At 67.4% G+C, this 22,751-nt stretch carries 16 protein-coding genes and 1 pseudogene; 11 read left to right on the forward strand and 6 right to left on the reverse strand.

Going from position 1 to position 22,751, the window contains the following annotated elements:
* Window positions 1-829: pseudogene (locus tag E1218_RS25120) on the forward strand (photosystem II reaction center PsbP family protein); the annotation flags it as partial.
* Here the strand turns inward: E1218_RS25120 and E1218_RS25125 are convergent.
* The 4 genes from E1218_RS25125 to E1218_RS25145 form a co-directional block, all read right to left on the reverse strand.
* Complete coding sequence (locus E1218_RS25125; RefSeq protein WP_132324280.1) at window positions 788-1,051, reverse strand: Fpg/Nei family DNA glycosylase; 264 nt, start codon at window positions 1,049-1,051, stop codon at window positions 788-790. The pseudogene E1218_RS25120 and the gene E1218_RS25125 sit on opposite strands and share 42 nt — an antisense overlap.
* A 59-nt stretch (window positions 1,052-1,110) precedes the next feature.
* Window positions 1,111-3,492, reverse strand: coding sequence for an SGNH/GDSL hydrolase family protein (locus E1218_RS25130; RefSeq protein WP_165949410.1), 2,382 nt, complete (start codon window positions 3,490-3,492; stop codon window positions 1,111-1,113).
* Between the two features lie 454 nt (window positions 3,493-3,946).
* Window positions 3,947-4,756 carry a pyrimidine dimer DNA glycosylase/endonuclease V gene (locus E1218_RS37435; RefSeq protein WP_165949411.1) on the reverse strand — a complete coding sequence of 270 codons (810 nt, stop codon included), beginning with the start codon at window positions 4,754-4,756 and terminating at the stop codon, window positions 3,947-3,949.
* Between the two features lie 118 nt (window positions 4,757-4,874).
* Window positions 4,875-5,651, reverse strand: coding sequence for an Fpg/Nei family DNA glycosylase (locus tag E1218_RS25145; RefSeq protein ID WP_132324286.1), 777 nt, complete (start codon window positions 5,649-5,651; stop codon window positions 4,875-4,877).
* Window positions 5,652-6,328: 677 nt separating this feature from the next.
* Between E1218_RS25145 and E1218_RS25150 the strand changes: the two genes are divergently transcribed.
* From E1218_RS25150 to E1218_RS25175, 6 genes are all read left to right on the forward strand, one after another.
* Complete coding sequence (locus tag E1218_RS25150; RefSeq protein ID WP_132324288.1) at window positions 6,329-7,321, forward strand: hydroxyacid dehydrogenase; 993 nt, start codon at window positions 6,329-6,331, stop codon at window positions 7,319-7,321.
* 124 nt (window positions 7,322-7,445) lie between these two features.
* Complete coding sequence (locus E1218_RS25155) at window positions 7,446-8,738, forward strand: extracellular solute-binding protein (RefSeq protein ID WP_165949412.1); 1,293 nt, start codon at window positions 7,446-7,448, stop codon at window positions 8,736-8,738.
* Window positions 8,735-9,676 carry a carbohydrate ABC transporter permease gene (locus E1218_RS25160; RefSeq protein ID WP_132324292.1) on the forward strand — a complete coding sequence of 314 codons (942 nt, stop codon included), beginning with the start codon at window positions 8,735-8,737 and terminating at the stop codon, window positions 9,674-9,676. Before E1218_RS25155 ends, E1218_RS25160 begins: the two co-directional genes overlap by 4 nt.
* The gene (locus tag E1218_RS25165) at window positions 9,673-10,554 is read left to right on the forward strand and encodes a carbohydrate ABC transporter permease (RefSeq protein WP_202866177.1); all 882 of its coding nucleotides are present in this window, start codon (window positions 9,673-9,675) and stop codon (window positions 10,552-10,554) included. The genes E1218_RS25160 and E1218_RS25165 overlap by 4 nt, the downstream gene beginning before the upstream one ends.
* Complete coding sequence (locus tag E1218_RS25170; protein ID WP_202866178.1) at window positions 10,551-12,551, forward strand: DUF2264 domain-containing protein; 2,001 nt, start codon at window positions 10,551-10,553, stop codon at window positions 12,549-12,551. Before E1218_RS25165 ends, E1218_RS25170 begins: the two co-directional genes overlap by 4 nt.
* Window positions 12,552-12,561: 10 nt before the next feature.
* On the forward strand, window positions 12,562-13,644 hold the full coding sequence (locus E1218_RS25175) for a LacI family DNA-binding transcriptional regulator (RefSeq protein ID WP_132324294.1): 1,083 nt from the start codon (window positions 12,562-12,564) through the stop codon (window positions 13,642-13,644).
* A 17-nt stretch (window positions 13,645-13,661) separates the two neighbouring features.
* Here the strand turns inward: E1218_RS25175 and E1218_RS25180 are convergent, their stop codons facing one another.
* Entirely contained in the window at window positions 13,662-16,433 is a 2,772-nt protein-coding gene (locus E1218_RS25180) for an Ig-like domain-containing protein (protein ID WP_132324296.1), read from the reverse strand.
* Window positions 16,434-16,763: 330 nt separating this feature from the next.
* Window positions 16,764-17,834 carry a LacI family DNA-binding transcriptional regulator gene (locus tag E1218_RS25185; RefSeq protein ID WP_132324298.1) on the reverse strand — a complete coding sequence of 357 codons (1,071 nt, stop codon included), beginning with the start codon at window positions 17,832-17,834 and terminating at the stop codon, window positions 16,764-16,766.
* 159 nt (window positions 17,835-17,993) lie between these two features.
* Between E1218_RS25185 and E1218_RS25190 the strand changes: the two genes are divergently transcribed.
* The 4 genes from E1218_RS25190 to E1218_RS25205 form a co-directional block, all read left to right on the forward strand.
* Complete coding sequence (locus tag E1218_RS25190) at window positions 17,994-19,577, forward strand: glycoside hydrolase family 13 protein (protein WP_132324300.1); 1,584 nt, start codon at window positions 17,994-17,996, stop codon at window positions 19,575-19,577.
* A 10-nt stretch (window positions 19,578-19,587) separates the two neighbouring features.
* Window positions 19,588-20,946 carry an ABC transporter substrate-binding protein gene (locus E1218_RS25195; protein WP_132324302.1) on the forward strand — a complete coding sequence of 453 codons (1,359 nt, stop codon included), beginning with the start codon at window positions 19,588-19,590 and terminating at the stop codon, window positions 20,944-20,946.
* Between the two features lie 3 nt (window positions 20,947-20,949).
* Window positions 20,950-21,882, forward strand: a complete 933-nt coding sequence (locus E1218_RS25200; protein ID WP_132324304.1) for a carbohydrate ABC transporter permease — start codon at window positions 20,950-20,952, stop codon at window positions 21,880-21,882.
* On the forward strand, window positions 21,879-22,751 hold an 873-nt coding region (locus tag E1218_RS25205; RefSeq protein WP_132324306.1), incomplete at its 3' end, for a carbohydrate ABC transporter permease. The genes E1218_RS25200 and E1218_RS25205, both read left to right, overlap by 4 nt.

Genomic DNA, 22,751 nt, shown 5'->3' on the forward strand with positions numbered 1-22,751 from the left:
GATCCTGCCCGTGCCACCAATCGTCTCCCGAACTGCGGATGACGTGAGTGAGCCGACCGCGGCTCCCTCCCCGGCGACCGCAGCTCCCTCCCCGGCGACCGCGGCGCCTTCCCCGGAAGGTCCGCCGCCGTCCGGGAACGCTCGCAAGGTCGTGGCCGCGCTGCTCGCCTGCGCGCTGGTCGCGGCTGCCTTGACCGGTTGGGCTTTGTTCCGGGCGATCGGCGACGACGAGGGGAACCAGGCGCAGAACACGCCGCCGCGAACCGGCGCAACGACGAGCACGGCACCTCGGAGTACACCACCGCCCAGCAGTCGGCAGCCCACCTCGGCCGCCACCAGCGCGCCCGCCTCCCCGAGCAGCCGGCCGCCATCGCCGACCGGTGCAACGGAGGCCGTGCCCGCGGGCTTCACCCGGCACACGGATGCGACCGGTTTCTCGCTCGCGGTGCCGGCCGGCTGGACCGCGGATCGCCAAGGTGAGCGGATGTACTTCCGGGAGCCGGGCGGCTCACGCTTCCTGATCATTGATCAGACCGATCAGCCGAAGCCCGACCCGGTCGCCGACTGGCGCCAGCAGGAGGCGGCGCGGCGAGACGGCTACCAGGACTACGAGCGCATCCGGATCGAGCCGGTTGAGTACTTCGAGAAGGCCGCCGACTGGGAGTTCACCTACGCCACCCCGTCCGGCCGCCGGCACGTGCTCATCCGTGGCGTGGTGACGAGCGACCGGCAGGCGTACGGAATCTACTGGTCCACCCCCGAGTCCCGGTGGGACGAGAGCCGCGCCCTACATCGAATCATCACGGACACCTTCCAGCCCGCCACCTGAACGGCGGCGTTCCAGGGGACCGTCGTCGACCGCGCGGGACATCATCGTCTGCAGCACTGACCACAATCGGGTGAGCTGGTCGGTGGTCAGGTCGCGGCTCGGCCGGGTCGGGTGGACGCCGATCGCGTGCAGTGCCTCGTTCCGGAACACGTTACCCACGCCCGCCAGCCTGGCGATCGCTCCCGACGCGTCGGCACCCGGCCGCAACTGAGCAGTGGTCATGGCACGCCCGAGGCCGGGCGTGCCATGACGCGGTCGCTCAGAGGCGCTGATTCACCTCGTCATGCGGCCGGCTTGACGGCGGACCAGGCGTTGGCTGATCCAGCAGCGACCTGGAACAGGTTCAGTGGAATGGCGTTGCCCATCGCCTCGTAACCGGCATCGCTGGGATGCAGGCTGTCGCCGCTGTCGTAGGCCGGGAGCATCCGGCGCGGATTGGCGGGATCGCGAAGCGCGGCGTCGAAGTCGACCACGGCATCGAACTCGCCGCTGGTCCGGATCCACTCGTTGACCGCCAGTCGGCGCTCCTCACGCAGGTCGGGTGCGTTCCCGAACGGAGTGAGAGTTCCGCCGTAGATCTTCAGTCCGCGTGCGTGGGCACGGGTGATCACCTGCCGGAGGGCGCCGATGACGTCCTGTTCCGTGGCACCACCACTGATGTCGTTGATGCCGAGCAGAACGATCACGTGGGTGGCACCGGATCGGATCAGCACATCCTGATCCAGACGAGCCAAGGCGCTCGGGTTCGTGGCTCCTCCTCCAACCCAGACCCGGTTGCCGCTGATGCCGAGGTTCGCGACACCCATCTGCCGGGCGGCAGGCAACTCCATGAGTCGCCTCGCGAGCACATCGGGCCAGCGGCGATTGGTGTTCGCCGTCGAGCGCAGGCCCTCGGTGATCGAGTCGCCGAACGCCACGACCGTGCTGGTTGGTCCCTGCCGGCTGACGTCCACGCCGGCCAGGAAGTTCCACTGCAGCCGGGTCGACGCGACCGGGAACGCCGTGGCGCCGACATGATCTCCCGACGCGGACAAGTACGTCGTCTGAAGCGCCCCGTTCCGAACCGTCAGTGGCGACGACGCAGCGAGGGTGTCCGTCGGAACGTACAGGTCGATCGCCACGTCTGCGAGATCAGGGGCACTGAGATCAACCCAGTCGCTCAGCACTTCAGCGCCCGGCGGAAGCGTGAACCTCTGACTTCCGCTGATCGTCAACTGCCGGCCGGAACCGGCCACGAGTTGAGCATCCGAAGACCGGAGCGCCATTGAGGCCGACTCGATCACCAGCGGCACCGTACCCCACCGGTTCGACAGCCTGACCCGGAACCGGTCGCCGCCGTTGCTGATGCGAGCAATCTGACGCAGCGTCTGGTTGTTGATGCGGTTCGTGGCGCTTGGCGTTGCCGACACCATGGGCGCGCCCCACGTGGCGACGGCCTGGAGGTCGGACTCGTCCAGAGTCGGCGTGGTCAAGGACGAGTGCTTGAACAGATCGAGGTCGATCGCGTTCGCCATCGCCTCGTAGCCCGCGCTGTTGGGGTGGAGGGTGTCGCCGCTGTCGTACACCGCGAGCATCCGGCGCGGGTTGGCGGGATCGCGAAGAGCAGCGTCGAAGTCGATCACCCCGTCGTACTCGCCGCTGGTCCGGATCCATGAATTCAGCGCCTGGCGTTCTGCCTCACGTGCGTCAGGGGCATTCGCGTACGCGGTCAGCGTCCCTCCGTAGATCGTCAGGCCGCGGTTGTGGGCCCACTTGATCAACTGCCGATGGCCCTCGATGATGCGCGCTGCAGTCGCTCCGCCACTGATGTCGTTGATGCCCTCCAGCACGACCACGTGGCTGGCGCCGGTTGCGACCAGGGCGTCCCGGCCGAAACGCGCAAGCGCGTTCTCGCCGGTCCCTCCGGTCAGCACCCGGTTGCCGCCGATACCCATGTTGACGACTCCCGTCGGCTGCACGGACGGTTCGCCGATCAATCTGCGCGCGAAGTAGTCCGGCCAGCGTCCGTTGGCGTCGAGCGTCGACTGCGAGCCATCGGTGATGGAGTCACCGAAGGCGACGACAGTTCCGCCGACGGCCCTTGTCACGCCGACGTCGACGCCGGTCAGGAAGTACCACATCGTCCGATTGGCAGCCGTAGCGAACTCCGCGGCGCCGGCCTGGTTCCCGGCTGCAAGATAGGAAAGGACCTGTCCCGCCGGACGGGCATTGTGCAAGGTGATCGGGGATGGGCTCGCAAGCGTATCTCCCGGCACATAGAGATCGATCGCGAGATCAGCGAGGTCCGGCGTTTCAAAGGGCAGCCAGTCGCTGTACAGCTCGCTGAACGCCGGGATGGTGAAGGAGCTTCTACCGCCGAAAGTCAACTGTCCGCCCGACTCGGCGCGGATTTGGTCGACGACGTCCCTAACAGCGACATGGGCCTTCTCGACGACCAGCGGCGCGGACCCGTAGCGGTTCGACAGCTTGACCCGCACCCATTCACCGCCGGTGCTGATGTGGACAATCTGGCGCAGGGTTTGATTGTTCACTCGATTCGCCTCGGTCGGTGCCGCCGACACAGGGGCGGCTCCCCAGGTGCCGATGGTCTTATCGACTCGTGGAGATTCCACCGCGCTGGCCGGCGTCACAGACAAACCCAACGGCACGACGGAGAGCGCCACCGCGAGCGAGGCGACAAGTATCAGTACGCGCCAACGCGTCCGGTGTGCTCGCGCGGACCACGCGTCGCGAGCACCCCTCCTTGAATTGTGGGGTGGATTCATAATTCCTCGATTCCGTTTCGCGGCAAGCTCGCGAAACTGTAGGGCCGAGATGACTGGCGACGAATCTGTCCATGCAGGCGGAGGCAGCGCGCTGACCGCTTCTGGCGCGCTTGAGCAATTCGTCTGGCCGGAGCGAAAGAAGAGAGGAAGGAATGACTCGGCCGGGTCGGCGGCGCGCCGGCATCCCTGCATGATTGGCGGCATCATGAGCGACGGCCTGGTGTGACAGACGTCGCCTTGTTGTAGCGGAGCAACTACCAGCGGCAAACTAGCAGCGCCGAATCGTTGCCAAGAAGGCGCGCGTCGACGCTTTGCGCCGAACGGAAGAATCCGGTCGCCCAGCGGCCGGACATCACGACAGACGGTCGAAGAACCGAGCCGAAGGGCGGTCAGCCGGCTTCACGGCCCCACATCGGGCAACCCCACTGCCCGCGACCGCGCCGGCCGCGGTGCTGTACGAGGCGTTTCTCGTTTGCGCAGCGTGGACGCTCCGCGCCAGCTGCTTGGAGCGGCCGGGAAAACGTCGCGATTCCCCACAACGGCCGCTCCGCTGGGTGAACACACGTGATCTGCGCGGTGCAACGCCCCGCGCTCCGGCTGGACGACGCGTAGTGGTGGCCGGTCGGCGGTCGGTCTGCTGGTCACGATGACTCCCGGCCGAGCCAACGGGGCAGGTTGGCCCCGACAAGGGGTCGTCGATGAGCCGCGACGCAGCCGGCGAACCGTCCGGCCACATCGAAGTTCGCCGAGTGCCATCGGTCAGCTGAGCCGCGCGGGTGAGCAGTTCATGCGGCGCCGGATCCCGCCGAGCCCACTCGAAGAGGTCGACAGCCGCCCGTGTCCAGACTGCGTTCTGGCCGAGCAGGCCACCGACGATGCGTTTCGAGACCTCGGTGCCGTCGACCATGGAGCAGTACGTGGTCGTCAGATCGACGAGGATGTTGTCGTCGTTGCCCGTGTACAGCGCGATGTCGTCCACGCGACTGGACTCACAGACTGCCCGGACCACATCGATCGTGCGGTAGCGGTCGAACGGCGCGCATCCCGGCCGGGTGAGCGCACGCACCACCTGGATGGTCTCGACGCGCTGCTTACCCAGCCGCTTCACGTCCAAGGCACGCGCGGAGCGCTCGAAACCGGCGTACGGCAGAAAGGTTCGCACCCCTTCAGCCTGTGTCAACGGCCCAACTCCGGTCGGCCCAACTCCGGTCGGCCCAACTCCGGTCGGCCCAACTCCGGTCGGCCCAACTCCGGTCGGCCCTGCCCTGGCGACCGTCGTTCTACCCGGCTTGCTCCACGGGACAGTGGTAGGCGGTCCGGCCGCCGACGGTCGTGACGACGACCGGGGCGCCACAATCGCGGCAATGCGCCTGCTTGTACACCTTCCGTGACTCGGCCTCCGGGAGCGCAAGCCGGTCCGGCGCCTCGACGGTGATGATCCGACCGTCGTCGACCGCGCGGGACATCATCGTCTGCAGCACCGACCACAATCGGGTGAGCTCGTCGGTCGTCAGGTCGCGGCTCGGCCGCGTCGGGTGGACGCCGATCGCGTGCAGTGCCTCGTTCCGGAACACGTTACCCACGCCCGCCAGGACGGACTGGTCGAGCAGGGCGGCGCCGATCGGGCGTGCGTCGCCCGCCAGCCTGGCGATCGCTCTCGACGCGCCGGCACCTGGTCGGAGAGGGTCCGGCCCGAGGCCGCTGGTCACTCGCTCGACGCCCTGGTCGTCCAGAAGCTCGCACCGGCTGGGCGCGATCAAGTCCCACGCGACCCGGTCGTTGGCCACCCGGAGCCGGACCTGGGACAGCGGCGCCAGTGTGGGGTCGTCGTACCGCAACCACTTCCCCCGCATGCCCAGGTGGACGTGGACCGTCGAGCCGACGTCCAGCACCAGGAACAGGTGCTTCCCGAACGGCTCGATGCGCTCGAGCACTGCGCCGTCGACCTGCGCGGCGCCTTCGGCGAAGCGGCCCTGCGGAGAGGAGGCCCGAACGACGGAGCCGCGCAGCTCGGACAGGTCACGCGCCAACCTGTGAATGGTGTGTCCCTCGGGCATCGCCACCACCTCCATCCGGTCGTCGGCATGCAGTCCCTCGCTGCCAGCGGTCGCGGGTTCTAGTCCTGCCCTGTCACCAGTGCCCCGGGTTACACGGAAAGGCCCGCACCATGAGGTTCGGATCTTCATTCGGTTCGACGGCGCGGCCCCGGAACGGCCGGCCGCCGTTACTGATGCGTGCGATCGGACGCAACGTGCTGCGTGACCCAAACCGTCCCCAATTGATGCAGCAGCTCCCAAGCATCGAGAGCTTCCGTGAGATGTGCATGCCTGAGCTCCACTCGTCCTCTGGAAAGGTGGCCCTCGCTCTTCGAGTGGCTTTCAGTGCTGCTCGAGACAGACACACGGTTTCGCCACACCGGCCTCTGGACGTGTGGCGTCAGTACATGCAGGAAGCGAGGCGTACTCGATGTCGCGTTCTGCCTGGACCGGGTGCGGGGAATCGAGGTGTCGCCCGAGTCCCTGATGTCCCGGCACAGCACGGAGTTCGGTGCGCGCGGTCGAACGGCGCACTTGTGACCAGTAGTGGAGAGCCAGCTTGCGAAGAACAGCCCTAGCCGCCGTGATCCGGCTGGTGAGCCGCGGCGGGCAAGCGTTTGCAGCCGAGTGAGGCGACACCTATTCTGACAGTAACTATCAAGCAATGTTTCTGCTTGTTACTGCCAGGAAAGGCTCACATGGTGCCCCCGACGATCTACCTCGATCTCCCGACGGCCCTCGAGGCGGAGCTGTTCGCCGATGAGTCGATGCGGCGACTGACGCGGCTGGGCCGCTTGGTGCGGCAGGGCGAGTGGGCGTCGGGCGGCACCGGTGACAGCCGGCTCCAGGCCGACATCCTGGTCACAGGGTGGGGATCGAGGCCGCTGCCCGCCGGCCTCGATTCCCGCGACCGGTTGAAGCTCGTGGTGCACAGCGCGGGCTCCATCCGACGACTGGTGCCGCAGGCGCTGCTTCCATCGGGCGTCCGTGTGAGCCAGGCGTCAGCAGGGATGGCGCAGTCGGTGGCCGAACTGGCTCTGTACATGACGATCGCGCGGTTGCGGGAACTCGACCGGGTCGATCGCACGATGACGGGCGAACACAGCTGGGCCGCGGCCGACTTCGGGCTGGGGCACACGGTGGCCGGCTCCACCGTCGGGGTCGTCGGAGCGAGTCGCGTCGGTCGTGCGTACCTCAAGCTGGTCGTCGCGCTGGGAGCGGAGGTGCTGGTCTACGACCCCTATCTGGACGAGAGAGGTGCCAAGGAACTCGGGGCTCGGCTGGTCCCGCTCGAGACGCTCCTCACCCAGTCGACGGTCGTTGCGCTGCACGCGCCCGTCCGGCCGGAGACCAGGCATCTGATCGACGCCCAACGGCTGTCGCTGATCCGCGATGGCGGGCTCATCGTCAACACCGCGCGAGCGGCGCTGGTCGACACCCGCGCTCTGCTCGCCGAGCTGCGGACCGGCCGGTTGAGCGCGGCCCTGGACGTCTTCGACGAGGAGCCGTTGCCGCCGGATTCCGCGTGGTGGCGGCAACCCAACGTCCTGCTCACGCCGCACCTCGGCGCGCGCACCTGGCACTCCCGCCGGGCCCAGGGCGCCATCGTGATCGACGAGATCCGGCGCTACCTGTCGGCGCTCGACCTACGGCACGAGGTGCTGCCTGAAACGTACGACCTAATGGCCTGAACCGCACTATGCGTTTCAGAGATGGTCCAGCATATTGCGAAACGATACTAGAAATGCTTACGCTAAGCGGGAAACGCTTACCGCTGGCCTGTGAAGCCACCCGCGACAGGAAATGGTGAAGGTGATGCAGCGAGGACTGAAGGCCGCGACGACCGCGGCCCTGACCGTGGCGATCCTGTCGATCGCCGCGTGCTCGTCCGGCAACGAGACCGGGCAGGGCAGCGATGACCCGGCGACCGCGACCGGCACCCTGCGGGTCGTGGTCCCGAACTTCCCGGCGAACAACGAGGGCCAGGCCGTCTTCCAGGGCATCGTCGACATCTTCCACCAGACGTATCCGCAGATGAAGGTCGAGCCGGACTTCGTCCCGTACGACAACCTGAACGAGAAGATCTCCACTTCGCTGGCGGCCGGCAAGAACTACGACGTGGTGAGCGCCGGCGTCGGCTGGGTGCAGCCGCTGGCCGATCTCGGGGCGATCCAGTCGCTGACCAAGCTGGGCGTCAGGACCGAGGACCTGGAGAAGTCGGTGTACCCGGCGTTCGTGGCGCCGATGAAGTATCAGGACGAGTTGTACGCCGTACCGATCGTCGCCAACCCGCGAGTGCTTGCCTACAGCAAGAGCGCCTTCGCCGAGGCCGGTCTCGACCCGGCAACGCCCCCGCAGACCCTGGCTGAGTTGCGCGAGGCCGCGAGGAAGCTGACCAAGCGCGACGCGAAGGGCCAGATCACCAGGACCGGCTTCGACTTCTGGGCGCCGGCCAGCAACTACCGTCAGCAGTTCGTCGCGTTCCTGGGCGCGAAGGGCGGCCAGATGTTCACCGCCGACGGGCAGCCTGCCTTCAACGGCGACTCCGGCGTCGAGGCCTTGCAGCTCATCCACGACATGGTCAGCGTCGACAAGTCGTCGCGGTACGGCTATCAGAACTCCGCGAAGACCTCGCTCGTCACCACTGGTGAGGCGGCGATGGGGTTCACCAGCCCGTACGTCGACTGCTCGGCCGATGGCGAGGGGATCGGTGAGAAGTGCAAGGACCTGGTGTACTTCAACCTGAAGGACGCCGAGGAGGTCATGTACGTCGGCGGCCGGGTCGCAGCGGTGGGGGAGGGTACGGAGTACCCGGAGGCCGCGTTGGCGTTCACCAAGGCGATGCAGGACCAGAAGTCGCAGGAGACGATCTCCAAGCTGGACGTCGGCGTGCCGATCAGCAGTAATGCCGGCGACAGCGCGTTCGTGAAGTCGAACCCGGCCGGATCGTTCGCCTGGAAGAACCTCGACAAGGCCGTCTTCGAGTACGGCGGCGCGACGTTCCTCGACTTCCGGGCGAAGTTCGGTCCGTCGCTGGACGAGGTGATCCTGGGCCGGAAGTCGCCGCAGGACGCGCTCAAGGAGCTGGACGCGGTGGCGCGCAGATGACCGTGGAGACACTCGAGCGCCCCGTGGGTGCCGCCGCGGACGAGCGGCCGGATCGGCGCAGGCGCGGTGGGGTGGAACGCGCCAAGGCCCGGGCGGGCTGGCTGTTGCTCGCCCCGGCCCTTCTCCATTCGGTGATTTTCATCGCGCTGCCGGGTCTGATGGCCGTGTACCTGAGCTTCACCAACGCGCGGGTGGCCGGCCAGGGCACCTGGATCGGCCTGCAGAACTATGTCGATCTGTTCGCCGACGCCCAGTTCCTGAGTGCTCTGAAGCGCACCCTCCTCTACACGATCGCTGTGGTTCCGGTCGCGATGGCACTCTCGCTCGTGGTGGCTGTCGGTCTCAACCAGAAGATTCCTGGCCGAGCGCTGTTCCGGACCCTGTTCTACGTCCCGGTGGTCACGTCGAGCGTTGCGGTCGCCGCCGTCTGGCTCTGGATCTACAACCCGGCGGCGGGGCTCGGCAACCAGGTGCTCTCGTTCTTCGGGCTGGCGCGGTCGGGCTGGCTCACCGACCCGGACGTCGCGTTGCCGGCACTGATGGTGGTCGGTGTCTGGCAGGGCCTCGGGGCCAAGATGATCATCTACCTGGCGGCGTTGCAGAGCATCTCGCCGGACCTGATCGAGGCGGCGACCCTGGACGGCGCCTCCCGCTGGCAGACCTTCTGGAACGTCACGTGGCCGGGTCTGGCGCCGGTACATTTCTTCGTCCTGGTCACGTCGATCGCGAGCTCGTTCCAGGTGTTCGACCTGGTTTACGTGACCACCGGGGGCGGCCCGGCGAACGCCACGAACGTGTTGACGTTCGACATCTTCACCAATGCGTTCGAGCGTCTGCACATCGGCTACGCCTCGGCGGAGACTGTGATCATGCTGGTGTTCGTCGGCATCCTGATCAGTCTCGGGCGGCTGAGCCTGCGTGACCGGGAGGGCCTGTGAGTTCGGTCGCGCCGGCGTCCCGGCCGGCCGTCGGCAAGGTGCTGCTGGTCGTGGTCCTCGCGGCCGGCGGCTTTCTGATGATCGTGCCGTTCCTGTGGATGATCCTGACCTCGTTCAAGTCGCTCAACGAGGTGAACTCGTTCTCCTGGTTGCCGGACCGGATCGCCTTGATGAACTACGTCGACGCGCTCAGGGCCGCGCCGTTCGCGATGTACTTCCGCAACAGCCTGATCGTCGTCGTCGGCCAGACCATCCCCGTGCTGCTGCTGTCGACCGCCGCAGGGTATGCGCTCGCGCAACTGCCGCTGCGGGGCTCCCGGGGCATTCTGACCTGCTTCATCATCCTGTTGATCGTGCCGTTTCAGGTGCTGATCGTTCCGCTCTTCCTGGTGGTACGGCGGATTCCACTTGCCGGCGGCAACGACATTCTGGGGCAGGGCGGAACCGGCTGGCTCAACACCTGGGCCGCGCTGATCGTGCCCTTCATCTCCGCGCCGCTGTTCACCTTCCTGGCTCGGCAGTTCTTCGTCTCGCTGCCCGCGGAGCTCGCCGACGCCGCGCGCGTCGACGGGGTGTCCGAGATCGGGATCTTCGTTCGCATCATGGCACCACTGGCTACGCCGGCGTTCGTCACCATCACGCTGTTCAACGTCGAGTCGGCCTGGAACGGGTTCATCTGGCCGCTGGTCGCGACCAGTTCCGAAAGCCTGCGGCCGCTGCAGTTCGGCCTCGCCACCTTCGCCCAGGGGCAAGGCAGCGTGCAATGGCCGTTCCTGATGGCGATGTCGGCGTTGGCGACCCTGCCGATGATCCTGCTCTTCGTCTTCGGCCAGCGGTACTTCATCGCCGGCATGGCTACCTCAGGCATCAAAGGATGACTCACCCGACCACACCACCCACGAACAGGTACTCGATGGACCCGACGCTGCCCCGGCTGCAGGTGCCCGACTCGCTGGCCACGATCCTGCCCGCGGAGGACCGCGGCCTGAGCCCGTACACCGGGCTGACCCGCGACCACTGGATCGCAGTCGCCGACCACCTGCTGACCTCCGCCGACGCGTACCGGTCGCCACTCGGCGCGCGGATCAACTTTCCCGGTCGCCCGTCCCAGCAGGGCCCGGCGACCGACGGCCTGGAAGGATTCGCGCGGACCTTCCTGCTGGCGGCGTTCCTGCACTCCGGCGGCGCGGACCGCAACAACCATCTGCGCAGGTACGTCGACGGGCTGGTGGCCGGCACCCGCTCGATCGGTGCCGACGACAACGAATCGTGGCCGGTTGTCGGCCATGTCGGAAGGGACGGCCAGCCGCACGTCGAGGCAGCCGGGATCGCCCTGAGCCTGCACCTCACCAAGGCGGACACCTGGGACCGGCTGAAACCGGACGAGCAGGACCGGCTCGCCGACTGGTTCCGTGCGACCATCACCCGCGAGCCGTCGCCGAACAACTGGTACCTGTTCCCGGCGACGATTGCGAGTTTCCTCGACAAGATCGGTCGCGGCGACGACGAGACGACGTCCGTGATCGAGCGGGCGCTCGGCCTGGCCGAGGCGTGGTACCGCGGCGAGGGTTGGTATTCGGACGGTGCGGGGGAGGCCTACGACCACTACACCGGATGGGCGATGCATTTCTATCCCGTCCTGCACGCCTGGCTGCATGATCGACCTCAGCTGGAGGTGTTCGGCGGCCGGCTGGAGGAGTTCCTGCGGACCTTCAGCCGCACGTTCGACCGCGACGGCTCGCCACTGTACTTCGGTCGGAGCATGACGTACCGTACGGCGACCTTGACGGCTGTCGCTCTCGGTGAGGCTGTCGGCCGGACGCCGCTGTCGCCGGGGCAGTCGCGACGGATCCTGTCGGCGGGCCTGCGGTACTTCCTCGAGCATGGTTCGATCACGGCCAACGGTGTGCTCTCGCTCGGCTGGCATGGTGCTCACCTGCCCACCGTCCAGCGGTACTCCGGGCCGGGATCGCCGTACTGGGCGTCGAAGGGATTCCTCGCCCTGATGCTGCCGCCCGATCATCCCGTCTGGACAGCGACCGAGGCGGAGCTGCCCGGCGACAGCGAGAACTACGCGCGAGCTCTCGGTGTCGGACTTCTGATTCAGAACACCACGGCGGACGGATTGGTCCGGGTCCACAACCATGGCAGCGACCATGTGAAAACGGACGCCGCCGACAGCGGCGCCCCGGATCCGCTGTATGCCAGGTTCGGCTACTCGACCCGCACCGGTCCCACTTCCTTGCACGATCCAGCGGACAACCACATCCAAGTGCGGATCCGGCGCGTCTGGAGTGCCCGGCGCCGCATCCATCGCGTGGAGACCGGGGACAACTGGGCGGCGTCCTGGCATGCGCCTCGGTTCCCCCGGTTCTCGCCGTGGGAGGCCAGTGACACCGCCGACGGGGGGCCGGTGCTGCCGTCGGCGCGCATCGAGAGTGTCACCGCTGTGCGGGCAGCGCTCGAGGTACGGATCAACCGGCTCGTCCGGATCCCGCCGGACCTGCCGGTACGACTGACGGGGTGGGCTGTCGCCGCGCCGCATCCGCGCGATATCGACGCCCGGGTGACCGCGGCGTCGGCCGTCGTCGCGGGTGCCGGCCTGGAGTCGACCGTGACCGGGGTCCAGGGATGGTCCTCGGCCGGTACGGCGTCCGCGTCGTACGGGACGGCGTACGGCGAATGGGCCGTGATGCCTATGCTGCACGGTACGACGTCGCAGGTGTCGAACGTGTATGTCGCGGTGGTGTCGCTGAGCGGTGTACCCGTCGACGAGATGGTCAACTGTTCGGTGCACGGGGCCGTGGTCACGCTCGACTGGGGCCACCGGCGGCAGGTGTTCGACCTGGACGCGATGTTCGCCGGGATCAGGTAGGAAGGATTGGATGGACGACATCGAGGCAGAGCCGGCACGGCGGGGTTCACCGACGCTGCGCGACGTGGCGCGTCGAGCACAGGTATCGGTGGCGACGGCCTCGCGCGCCCTGACCAGCGACTACCCTGTCGCGGAGGCCACCCGGGCGAAGGTGTTGCGTGCGGTCGAGGACCTGAACTACGCCGTCACGCCGCGTCAGCCGAAGCGCAACGCGGCCGCACACATCGCGATGGTGGTGTCGGACGTCGTCTCTCCGCTACGCAGCCATGTCGCGACCGGGGTGGCCGACGCCGCCGGGGACGCCGGCCGGGTGTGTTCGGTCTACATCACCGGTGGTGACCTGCAGCGCGAGGAGCAGGTGTTCAGTCGGCTCGAGGAGCAGGACGACCTGGATGCGGTGATCTTGGTCGGCGGTGTGGAGATCACCGACGCGTACGAGCACCGGATGTCGGCGCACGCCCGGGCCCTGCACGCGCGTGGGTCGCAGCTCGTGCTCTGCGGCCGGCCGTCGCTGCCGGACGGCGTACCGGCCCTCGTCGTCGAGTACGACAACAGGGGCGGGGCGTATGCTGCGACCAGCCACCTGCTCTCGATGGGACACCGGCGGATCCTGACCCTGACCGGCCCCGAGCGTTCGACCACCACGATCGGACGAGTGGACGGCTACCGCAGGGCGTACGTCGACTTCGGTGTCGAGGTCGATCCGACGCTGCTGATCGCCTGCCGCGCCGATCGCAGCGGCGGCTACCAAGGCTGCCGTCAGGCGCTGGCTTCGGACCTCGACTTCACCGCGATTTTCGCCCACAACGACGTGATGGCCTCCGGCGCCCTCGCCGCACTGCGGGAGAGCGGACTGCGCGTTCCCGAGGACGTCTCGCTGGTGGGCTACGACAACATTCCCGTCGCCCAGGAACTGTGGCCACCACTGACCACGGTCTACATGCCGCACGAGGAGATGGGCAAGGCAGCCGTACGGCTCGCACTCGAGCGGCCGGAGCCCGGCTCCGGCCGGGAGCGTCAACTGCTCGGCACGCACATCGTGATCCGGGAATCGGTCCGGCCGTTGCCCGCGTCCCACCACGAGGAGCGATAGGACGCGGGCAGCGAGCCTCAGCGCCTGACGTCGAGGACCAGCCGGGCTGTGCCCGAATTGATCCACCCGTCGTTGACCTTCCAGTGGACGACGAACTGACCAGTTCGTCCGTGCGCCGGTGTGTACGTGAAGGTCCCGTCGGGACGGGTCTCGAACCGCCCCTGAACGGGGTGGTTGATGACGGTGAGGGCGAGCCGGTCGCCGTTCGCGTCCCGGGCGGGCAGCACGCCGGTGACCGGTGCCGATCTGCTGGTCGTGTACGTCGCGTCGGACACCGTGGGCGCCACGTTGTCACTGGTCAGCTTGATGACGTCGATACCGATCTTCGGATTCGACGACGCCGGGTTCTTTCCGGTGCTGAGGAACTTGAACCCGTAGCGGCCGCTCGTCTCGAACGTCACCGTTCCGAAATCCGCTGACCTGATGGTGCCGGTCCCCGGATCGTAGGCGTCGATCACGCCGCCGAGCGGTGTTCCGTCGGCGTCAGCCGGCTCGCCCGGCCGAAGGAGAGCCGTCCGGAAGGTTCCGCGGGCGGCTCGCGCGTCGTAGTTCAGCCCGACTGCGTACGTCCCGGCCTCGATCGTCGCGTAGAAGACCGCGTAGTCGCCGGCCTGGAGGAAGTCGACGATGCTGTAGCGCTTGTTGCTGGCCGTACTGCTGGAACCTCCAGTCTGGTTGACCTTGACGATGCCAGGGCTGTTGGTGACGACGTCGGACGTTGACGGGCTGGTCTCGTCGTATCGGAAGAGTTCGGCCTCGAACGCCGGACTCGGGTCCCGGTAGGGAGGAATCATCCGCGGCGCGGGAGCCGCCGGCCCACCCGGCTTGTACTCGAGTTCCAGCCTGCTGATCGCGGCGCTGCCGCTCGCCTCGATCTTCAGGAACCTGAAGTCCGACGGTCCGGTGTGGGCGAACTTCGTCCTGCTGGGGTTCGCGAAGGTCGTGAGCCGGGTCGGAAGTTCGTAGTAGGCGGTGCCGTCCCTCGACCCATAGAGCGTGACCTCGCCGGGACTGTTATAGGCGTACACCGTGGCGCCCGTCAGGGTGCCGCCCACCGCGTATTCCACGCTGGTGGACGTGCCGTTCCTGCTCTTCAGCACGCCCAGATCTTCCTGCTGGGCCGAGTTCCCGTAGGACTTCGCGATCACCGCGTTCGATTCGCGGGTGTAGGTCTTCGAGAAGTCGAAGAGATCGTCGACGATCCACTGCCGGGGGGCACCGACCGGCCCCGAGACGTTCGACGGCGCTGACACGCCACCGGCGTTCGCGGCGATGACCCGGTAGTAGTACGCCCGGCCCGGGCGCGCCGCTGCGTCGTGGAAGAGGCTGCTGTACGTCGGCAGGTTGTCGTGAACGACGCCCGCGTTCGTCCAGGGGCCGTGCCTGGATCGGCTGCGCTGCACTGTGTAGCTCTGTGCGCCGGTCGATCCCTGCCACGAGATGTGTCCGACGTCGGAGATCGGGAGCACGATCGGTGGCGCGGGGGCGGGCAGCGCGGGCGGCGCGCCGGTGTGGCCGGCGATCTTCCACGCCTTGGCTCTCAGGATCTCCTGGAGCGTGATCTCCGTCTGGATCTCCGGCAGGTAGTTCGTCGTTGCCGGGAAGCCGGGCCAGTTCAGATCCTCGTACTGCGAGTCGTTGTCCGAATGTTTGTAGAAGCCGCCGTCCCGGCTGTGGAAACGCGTGCCCCACCAGTTCGCCCCGCTGGACCCGTTGGCAATCAGTTCGTCGAGGAAGGACGACAGCGTGGCCGGCGACATGTACATGGCGATCTCGCCTACGACCAGGGCGGTTCTGCCCGCGGTGAGGTGCCTGATGATCTTCAGCGTCGGGGTGGCGCCGATGTCCCCGGTGGTCGAGGTCCTGAGGCCGGCCGGCAGGGAGGTGTCGGTGACCGGACCGGTCAGGCCGACGTACGTGTGGTAGGAGAGTACGTCGATGTTCTCGTCGTCGAGGTACTCGTCGTAGTCCTGGACCAACGCGCCGTTGGAGAACCTGGCCACGTCGTCCGGCTTGTTCCGCCCGTCGATGAACAGCTGGTCGGGTGCGGACAGTTTCACGAACCGGGCGAGGTCGTGCAGCCAGTTCGCGCGTTCGGGCAGGTTGTCGATGACGATCTCGTTCCCGGACTCCCAGCCCATGATCGCCTTGTCGTCCTTGTACCGGACCCCGGTGTAGGTGTTGGTCCGGTTCACCAACTGCCCGACCATGTCCTTGAACCTCGCGTTGGCCTTGCTGCCCACCGTGAAGAAGTTCTCGCCGTACGTCGAGGTTCCACCCCGGAGGGTGGCCTTGTAGTTGACCAGCGGGATGTACAGGCGGATGCCTTCCTCGTTGCAGATCTGCAACAGCTTGTCGAGCACGCGCATCGCGCCTTCGTTGAGGCTGACGCCGTCGCCGCCGACCGGAGCGTTCACCATGTAGTTCGGACCGGCGGTCGGATCCGAACCGTCGGTCACGGTGACGACGAAGGTCCGCATGACTTGGCCGTGCATCTGTTTGACCGTCGCCACCGCGTCACGCAGTTCGTACTCGTTCGGCAGCCGCATCGGGGACTCGGCCTCGAACTTCTTGTTGGTGATGATCTGCAGCACGTCGGGCATGTTGGTCGAGACGAATCGGAACTCGTCCGGTCCGTCCATGAGCTTGTCACCGGTTCTGGTGACGAAGTGCTGCAGCACACTCCGTCCGACCGCGTGGGCAGCTTGCTGAAGCTCCACCAGCGGACCGAGCATCAGCAGCACCGTGACCAGACAGGTCACCTTCACCACGCTCTTGTTCGCAACCATCTGCGCCATCCCTTCGTTGACGTGACTTCACGTCGAGTGGCAAGCGTTTGCCCGTAAGGTAGGCATTTCTAGTATCGTTACGCAATAGCGCAGCGCGTTCCTGCAACAATTGGCCGCTATGATGCTGCGCCTGACCGTAGAAACGAATAGAAACACATGGCTGGTACCGTGCGAGCTACCGACAGCGTCCACCTGGGCTCGCGGGAACAGGTCGTTATGCACTGGCGCGGAACAGAACTGCCAAGCGCTGCTGGACCATCGAGGATCCTGCGTCCCCGAGCCCCTCGACAGTTGAGCCGGCGACGGCAGTGGACGGAACCTCGCGCTGCGCTAGGACGGTTTCGGCGATATCCAATCAGCGCCGGTGTCTGCGGTGCGTGCGCCTCTCGGGTGGCTGGTCGAGGCGCGTTCGATGAGGTGGACGTCGAGGGTGACGGCCTCGGTGGGGTGTTCTCGTTGTTCGATGGCGGCGAGCAGGCGGCGTACGGCGATGGCGGCCTTCTGCGGGATGTCCTGGGCGATGGTGGTGAGTTTCGGGGTGACGTACTCGCTGAGGTCGAGGTTGTCGAAGCCGAGGACCGAGACGTCGGACGGTACGTCGTATCCGCTGTCGGACAGGCCCTCCATGATGCCGATGGCCAGGATGTCGGCGGTGGCGAAGACCGCGGTCGCCTCGGGGTGTTCGGTCAGGAGGCGGTGACCGAGCTCACGACCGGTGGCGTGGGTCGTCGTTTCGACGGTGGCGAGGCGCTCGGTCCACATCAGTCCGGTCTCGGCGAACGCGGCCCGGAAACCGTCGTACCGCTGGTGGACCACGCCGACGCTGCTGAAGGGCGGGGCGGCGAAGATGATCTCGCGGTGGCCGAGGTCGAGGAGGTGGCGTGCGGCCAGCAGGGCGCCGGTGTAGTCGTCGGAGCGGACGCCGGTGGTCAGCGGGTTCGTCGAGTAACTGTCGATGGCGAGCAGGGACACGTTGCCGACGGCGCCGGCGGTGAGCCGGTCGAGGTCCTCGTCGAGGAAGCCGAGGAGTACGGCGCCGTCGAGGCTCCAGGACTTCAGTGCCTCGGCGACCTCGCTGGGCTCGGCGATCCCGCGCAGGAGCAGGTGGTAGCCGCTCTTGCGGAGCTCGCGCTCGATCTGGCCGAGGATCGCGACGTTGTGCGGGCTGATCATCAGGCTGTCCTCGTCGGCGGCCGGCACCAGCAGGCCGATCATCCGCGAGGACCTGGCGGCGAGGCTGCGGGCGGAGGCGCTCGGCACGTACCCGCGTTCGGCGACGATGCGCTGGATCCGCTCGATCGTCTCCGGCGAGACGCGGGCGCGCTTGCCGTTGACGACGTTCGAGACCGTCATCATGCTGACGCCGGCCTCGTCCGCGATGTCCTTCAGCGTCACCCGCATTCAGTGCCCCTTCCGTCGATCTCAGCCTAGGACCGCAGCACGGGATAGGCCGACGGCGAGGTGACCGGCTTGGTCGTCACCCGTTGACAGCTCGTTCCGCGAGCACTACCGTCCAGCCAAGGTGGAGCGCTAAACCTATCATAAACGAAGGGTTCTGAGATGGGGCAGTGGTGGCGAGACGCGGTGATCTACCAGGTCTACCCGCGCAGCTTCGCGGACGGCGACGGTGACGGCACCGGTGACCTCGCCGGTGTGCGGTCGCGGTTGCCGTACCTGGAGCGGCTCGGCGTCGACGCGATCTGGTTCACGCCGTGGTACCTGTCGCCGCTGGCCGACGGTGGGTACGACGTGGCCGACTACCGGGTGATCGATCCGGCGTTCGGGACGCTCGCGGAGGCCGAGGCGCTGATCGCGGAGGCTGCCGCCCTGGGCATCCGCACCATCATCGACGTCGTCCCGAACCATGTGTCCAGTGAGCACGCGTGGTTCAAGGCGGCGCTGGCCGCGGGCCCGGGATCACCGGAGCGCGAGCGGTTCTGGTTCCGTCCGGGGGAGGAGCGGCCGACGGACTGGGTGTCGAGCTTCGGAGGCGAGACGTGGACGCGGACGAAGAACCCGGACGGTACGCCGGGGGAGTGGTACCTGCACCTGTTCAGTCCCGGGCAGCCGGACCTGAACTGGAACCATCCCGACGTACGGCGAGAGCACGAGGCGATCCTGCGGTTCTGGTTCGACCGCGGCGTGGCCGGGATCCGGATCGACAGCGCGACCATGCCGGTGAAGGATCCGGAACTGCCGGAGCTGGGCACGACCGAGCGGCACCCGTACCTCGATCGCGACGAGCTGCACGACGTCTACCGTGGCTGGCGCGTTGTCGCCGACTCCTACGATCCGCCGCGGATGCTGGTCGGCGAGATCTGGCTGGCCGACGCGGAGCGGTTCGCGCGGTACCTCCGGCCGGACGAGATGCACACCGCGTTCAACTTCGACCTGATGACCCGCTCCTGGGCGGCGGGCCAGCTGCGGGACTCGATCCGGACGACGCTTGCCGCGCACGAGCCCGTGGAGGCGCCGGCGACGTGGGTGCTGTCGAACCACGACGTGACTCGGCCGGTCACGCGTTACGGACGGGTGGACACGTCGTTCTCGTTCGCTGCCAAGCGGTTCGGCGTACCGACGGACCTGGCACTCGGCCGGCGGCGCGCACGGGCAGCCGCGCTGCTCACCGGCGCTCTCCCCGGATCGCTGTACCTCTACCAGGGCGACGAGCTCGGGCTGCCCGAGGTCGAGGACCTGCCGCTGGCGGCGTTGCAGGATCCGATGTTCCATCGCTCCGCCGGCGTGGATCCCGGGCGGGACGGCTGCCGGGTGCCGTTGCCCTGGACAACCGGCGGGTCGACGTTCGGGTTCAGTGCGCGCGGGTTCGGACCGTGGCTGCCGCAGCCGGACGACTGGGGGGCGTACGCCGTCGAGGCCCAGGAACGCGATCCGGGATCCATGCTGTCCCTGTACCGCTCGATGCTCGCCCTCCGCGGCGAGCTCGACGAAACCTTCGCGTGGCACGAGCTCGATGCCGGCGAGTCACTGGCGTTCCGGCGCGGAGACGTGCTGTGCCTGGTGAACTTCGGCGTCGAGCCGGTACGGCTTCCGCCGTACCGAGAGCTGCTGCTGTGCAGCGAGGCCGTGACCGACGACCTGCTGACGACCGACACCGCTGCCTGGCTGCGGCTGGCAGAAGACTAGGAGAGTTGCCATGAAGTCCCTCACTGCCGCGGCCCTGGTGGTCGCCGCCGGCTTGACCGCGTGCTCGAGCTCGGATCAGGGGAAGGAAGCCACGTCGACCGGCCCGGTGACGGTCAAGGTGGCTCGGGATCCCGGTCTGGACAAGGGCGCGATCGCGGCGTTCGACGAACGGGTCGCCCAGTTCGAGAAGGCGAATCCGGGGATCGACATCGTGCCGCAGGAGTACAACTGGACGGCCACGACGTTCACCGCACAGCTGGCCGGTGGAACCCTGCCCGACGTGTTCACGGTGCCGTTCACCGACGGCCGCGGCCTGATCGAGCGCAAGCAGATCGCCGACATCAGCGGCCTGGTCGCCGGTCTGCCGTACGCCGGGAGGTTCAACGCGAACGTGGCGAGGGCCGGCCAGGCGGAGGACGGGAAGATGTGGGCCGTCCCGATCGCGGCGTACGGTCAGGCACTGCACTACAACCGGACGCTGTTCAAGCAGGCCGGGCTCGATCCGGACAGGCCGCCGACGACCTGGGACGAGGTCCGCACGGCCGCGAAGCAGATCGCGCAGAAGACCGGGAAGGCGGGCTATGCCGAGCTGACGACCGACAACACCGGCGGCTGGGTGCTGACGACGCTCGTCTACGCGTTCGGCGGCCGGACCGAGAAGGTCGACGGCGACAAGGCGACGGCCGAGCTGGACACGCCGGAGATGACCGCCGTGCTCAAATGGCTGCAGGACCTGCGGTGGACCGACGACAGCATGGGCTCGAACTTCCTCTACGACTGGAACGGCATCAATCAGGCGTTCGCGTCCGGTCAGGTCGGGATGTACGTGTCCGGTGGCGGCAACTACGGCTCGCTCGTGACGCAGAACGCGCTGAAGCCCGCTGACTACGGGGTGACCGTCCTGCCGCTGATGGACAAGCCCGACGCCGGTGTTCTGGGCGGCGGCACGCTCGCGACCGTCAGTGCGAAGGCGAGCGAGGGCGTGAAGGCGGCGGCGGTGAAGTGGATCGACTTCTACTACCTGAAGAAGCTGACCGACAAGGATGCCGCCGTACTGGACGCGAGGACGACAGCCGCCTCGAAGCTGCCGGTCGGTGCTCCGCAGTTGCCCGTGTTCGACCGCGCGACGTACGACGAGTCGCTGAAGTGGGTTGCGTCGTACGTGAACGTTCCGCAGACGCAGCTGAAGCCGTACACGGACAAGATGTTCGACCAGCCGCTGGTGACCGAGCCGGTGCGGTCCACGCAGGAGGTGTACAAGATTCTCGACCCGGTAGTGCAGGCGGTGCTGACCAAGAAGGACGCGGACATCGCGGCCCTGCTGAAGAACGCCGACGCCGAAGCCCAGGCGCTCCTGGACCGGAACTGATCCATGGCTGCCGAGACTCGACCCGCTCCCTTGGTGCTGTCACGTCGCCCCGGGGTGCGGATCCGTGGGGGCGGGCTGAGTACGCTCGTGTTCCTGATCCCGATGCTCGTGGTGTTCGGGGTCTTCTCCTGGATCCCGATCGGCCGCGCGGTCGTGATGAGCTTTCAGGAGACCAACCTGGTCACGCCGGCGACGTTCGTCGGACTGCAGAACTTCCGTGACGTCCTCGCCGACCCGCTGCTGTGGACCGCGGTGAAGAACACGCTGTACTTCGCCTTCCTCGCCCTGCTCTTCGGCTACCCGGTGCCGCTCGTCGCAGCCGTCCTGATGAGCGAGGTACGACGCTTCAAAGGGCTCTACAGCGCACTGGCCTACCTGCCGGTGATGATCCCACCAGTGGTCGCCGTACTGCTCTGGAAGTTCTTCTACGATGCCGGCCCCACCGGGGTGTTCAACACGATCCTGTCCTCCGTCGGGATCGGACCGGTCTCGTGGCTGCAGGACTCGACGACCGTGATGCCGTCCTTGGTGCTCGAGGCGACGTGGGCCGCAGCCGGCGGCACGGTGATCATCTACCTCGCGGCGCTCACCGGTGTCTCGACCGATTTGTACGAGGCCGCGGAGATCGACCGTGCGTCGATCTGGCGCAAGGTGTGGCACGTGACCATGCCGCAGCTCCGCGGGGTGCTGCTGATCACGTTCATCCTGCAGATCGTCGGGACCGCGCAGGTGTTCCTCGAGCCGTTCCTGTTCACCGGCGGAGGTCCGGCGAACTCGACGACGACGTTGCTGCTTCTCGTCTACAACTACGCTTTCGCGAACAGTCTCGGCGGCGAGTATGGCATGGCCACCGCGCTCAGCATCATGCTCGCGGTCGTCCTCGGGCTCCTGTCCGCGGTCTACTTCAGGCTGACGCGTGGTTGGAGCAGGTCGTGAGCCGGGGGATCCTGTCGCCGGCCGACTGGCGGCGTCGGCGGGTGCGATGGGCGACGTTCGGGCTGCACGGCGTACTGCTCGCGCTGTTGTTCGTCGTTGGGCTCGGTCCGATGCTGTGGCTGGCGAAAGCCGCGATCACGCCCACCCAGGACACGCTGCGGTCGCCGCTGGCGATGTGGCCGCACGGGATGGACTGGGCGAACCTCATGACCGCGTGGACGCGGGTCGAGGTGGACAAGTACTTCCTGAACACCGTCGTGCTGGCGGCCGGGGCGTGGTTCGTCCAGTTGCTGGTGGCAACGACGGCGGGCTACGCGTTGTCGGTCCTGCGGCCGCGGTACGGAAAGGCGATCACGGCCGTCGTACTGGCGACGCTGTTCGTGCCTTCGGTGGTGCTGCTGGTGCCGCTGTACCTGACGATCGTCGATCCGCCGTTGCTGAAGGTGTCGTTGATCAACTCGTTCTGGGCGGTCTGGCTGCCGGCCGGTGCGAACGCGTTCAACATCCTGCTCGTGCAGCGGTTCTTCGACAACCTGCCGCGGGAGATCTTCGAGGCGGCGCGGGTCGACGGCGCCGGGCCGTTCCGGTTGTTCTGGTCCGTGGTCCTGCCGATGTCGGCGCCGATCCTCGGCGTGGTCTCGGTGTTCGCGGTCATCGGAGCCTGGAAGGACTTCCTCTGGCCGATGCTCGTCCTCCCGGACCCGCAGCTGCAGCCGTTGTCGGTGCGCCTGCCCGCGTTGCAGAAGTTCGTCGAGCTCGACGTCTTCCTCGCCGCGCTCGCGATCTCCACGGTCATCCCCGTGGTGCTGTTCGGAGTTTTCCAGCGCTTCTTCCTCAGGACCGGCGCCCTCACCGGCGCCGTCAAGGGC

Source organism: Kribbella turkmenica (assembly GCF_004348725.1).
GTDB classification, from domain to species: Bacteria; Actinomycetota; Actinomycetes; order Propionibacteriales; family Kribbellaceae; genus Kribbella; species Kribbella turkmenica.

Excerpts from the sequence above, each read along its gene's own strand:
- E1218_RS25125 (WP_132324280.1), bottom strand. The coding sequence starts at position 1,051 with ATGACCACTGCTCAGTTGCGGCCGGGTGCCGACGCGTCGGGAGCGATC.
- E1218_RS25145 (WP_132324286.1), bottom strand. The coding sequence starts at position 5,651 with ATGCCCGAGGGACACACCATTCACAGGTTGGCGCGTGACCTGTCCGAG.
- E1218_RS25150 (WP_132324288.1), top strand. The coding sequence starts at position 6,329 with ATGGTGCCCCCGACGATCTACCTCGATCTCCCGACGGCCCTCGAGGCG.
- E1218_RS25155 (WP_165949412.1), top strand. The coding sequence starts at position 7,446 with ATGCAGCGAGGACTGAAGGCCGCGACGACCGCGGCCCTGACCGTGGCG.
- E1218_RS25160 (WP_132324292.1), top strand. The coding sequence starts at position 8,735 with ATGACCGTGGAGACACTCGAGCGCCCCGTGGGTGCCGCCGCGGACGAG.
- E1218_RS25170 (WP_202866178.1), top strand. The coding sequence starts at position 10,551 with ATGACTCACCCGACCACACCACCCACGAACAGGTACTCGATGGACCCG.
- E1218_RS25175 (WP_132324294.1), top strand. The coding sequence starts at position 12,562 with ATGGACGACATCGAGGCAGAGCCGGCACGGCGGGGTTCACCGACGCTG.
- E1218_RS25180 (WP_132324296.1), bottom strand. The coding sequence starts at position 16,433 with ATGGTTGCGAACAAGAGCGTGGTGAAGGTGACCTGTCTGGTCACGGTG.
- E1218_RS25185 (WP_132324298.1), bottom strand. The coding sequence starts at position 17,834 with ATGCGGGTGACGCTGAAGGACATCGCGGACGAGGCCGGCGTCAGCATG.
- E1218_RS25190 (WP_132324300.1), top strand. The coding sequence starts at position 17,994 with ATGGGGCAGTGGTGGCGAGACGCGGTGATCTACCAGGTCTACCCGCGC.
- E1218_RS25195 (WP_132324302.1), top strand. The coding sequence starts at position 19,588 with ATGAAGTCCCTCACTGCCGCGGCCCTGGTGGTCGCCGCCGGCTTGACC.
- E1218_RS25200 (WP_132324304.1), top strand. The coding sequence starts at position 20,950 with ATGGCTGCCGAGACTCGACCCGCTCCCTTGGTGCTGTCACGTCGCCCC.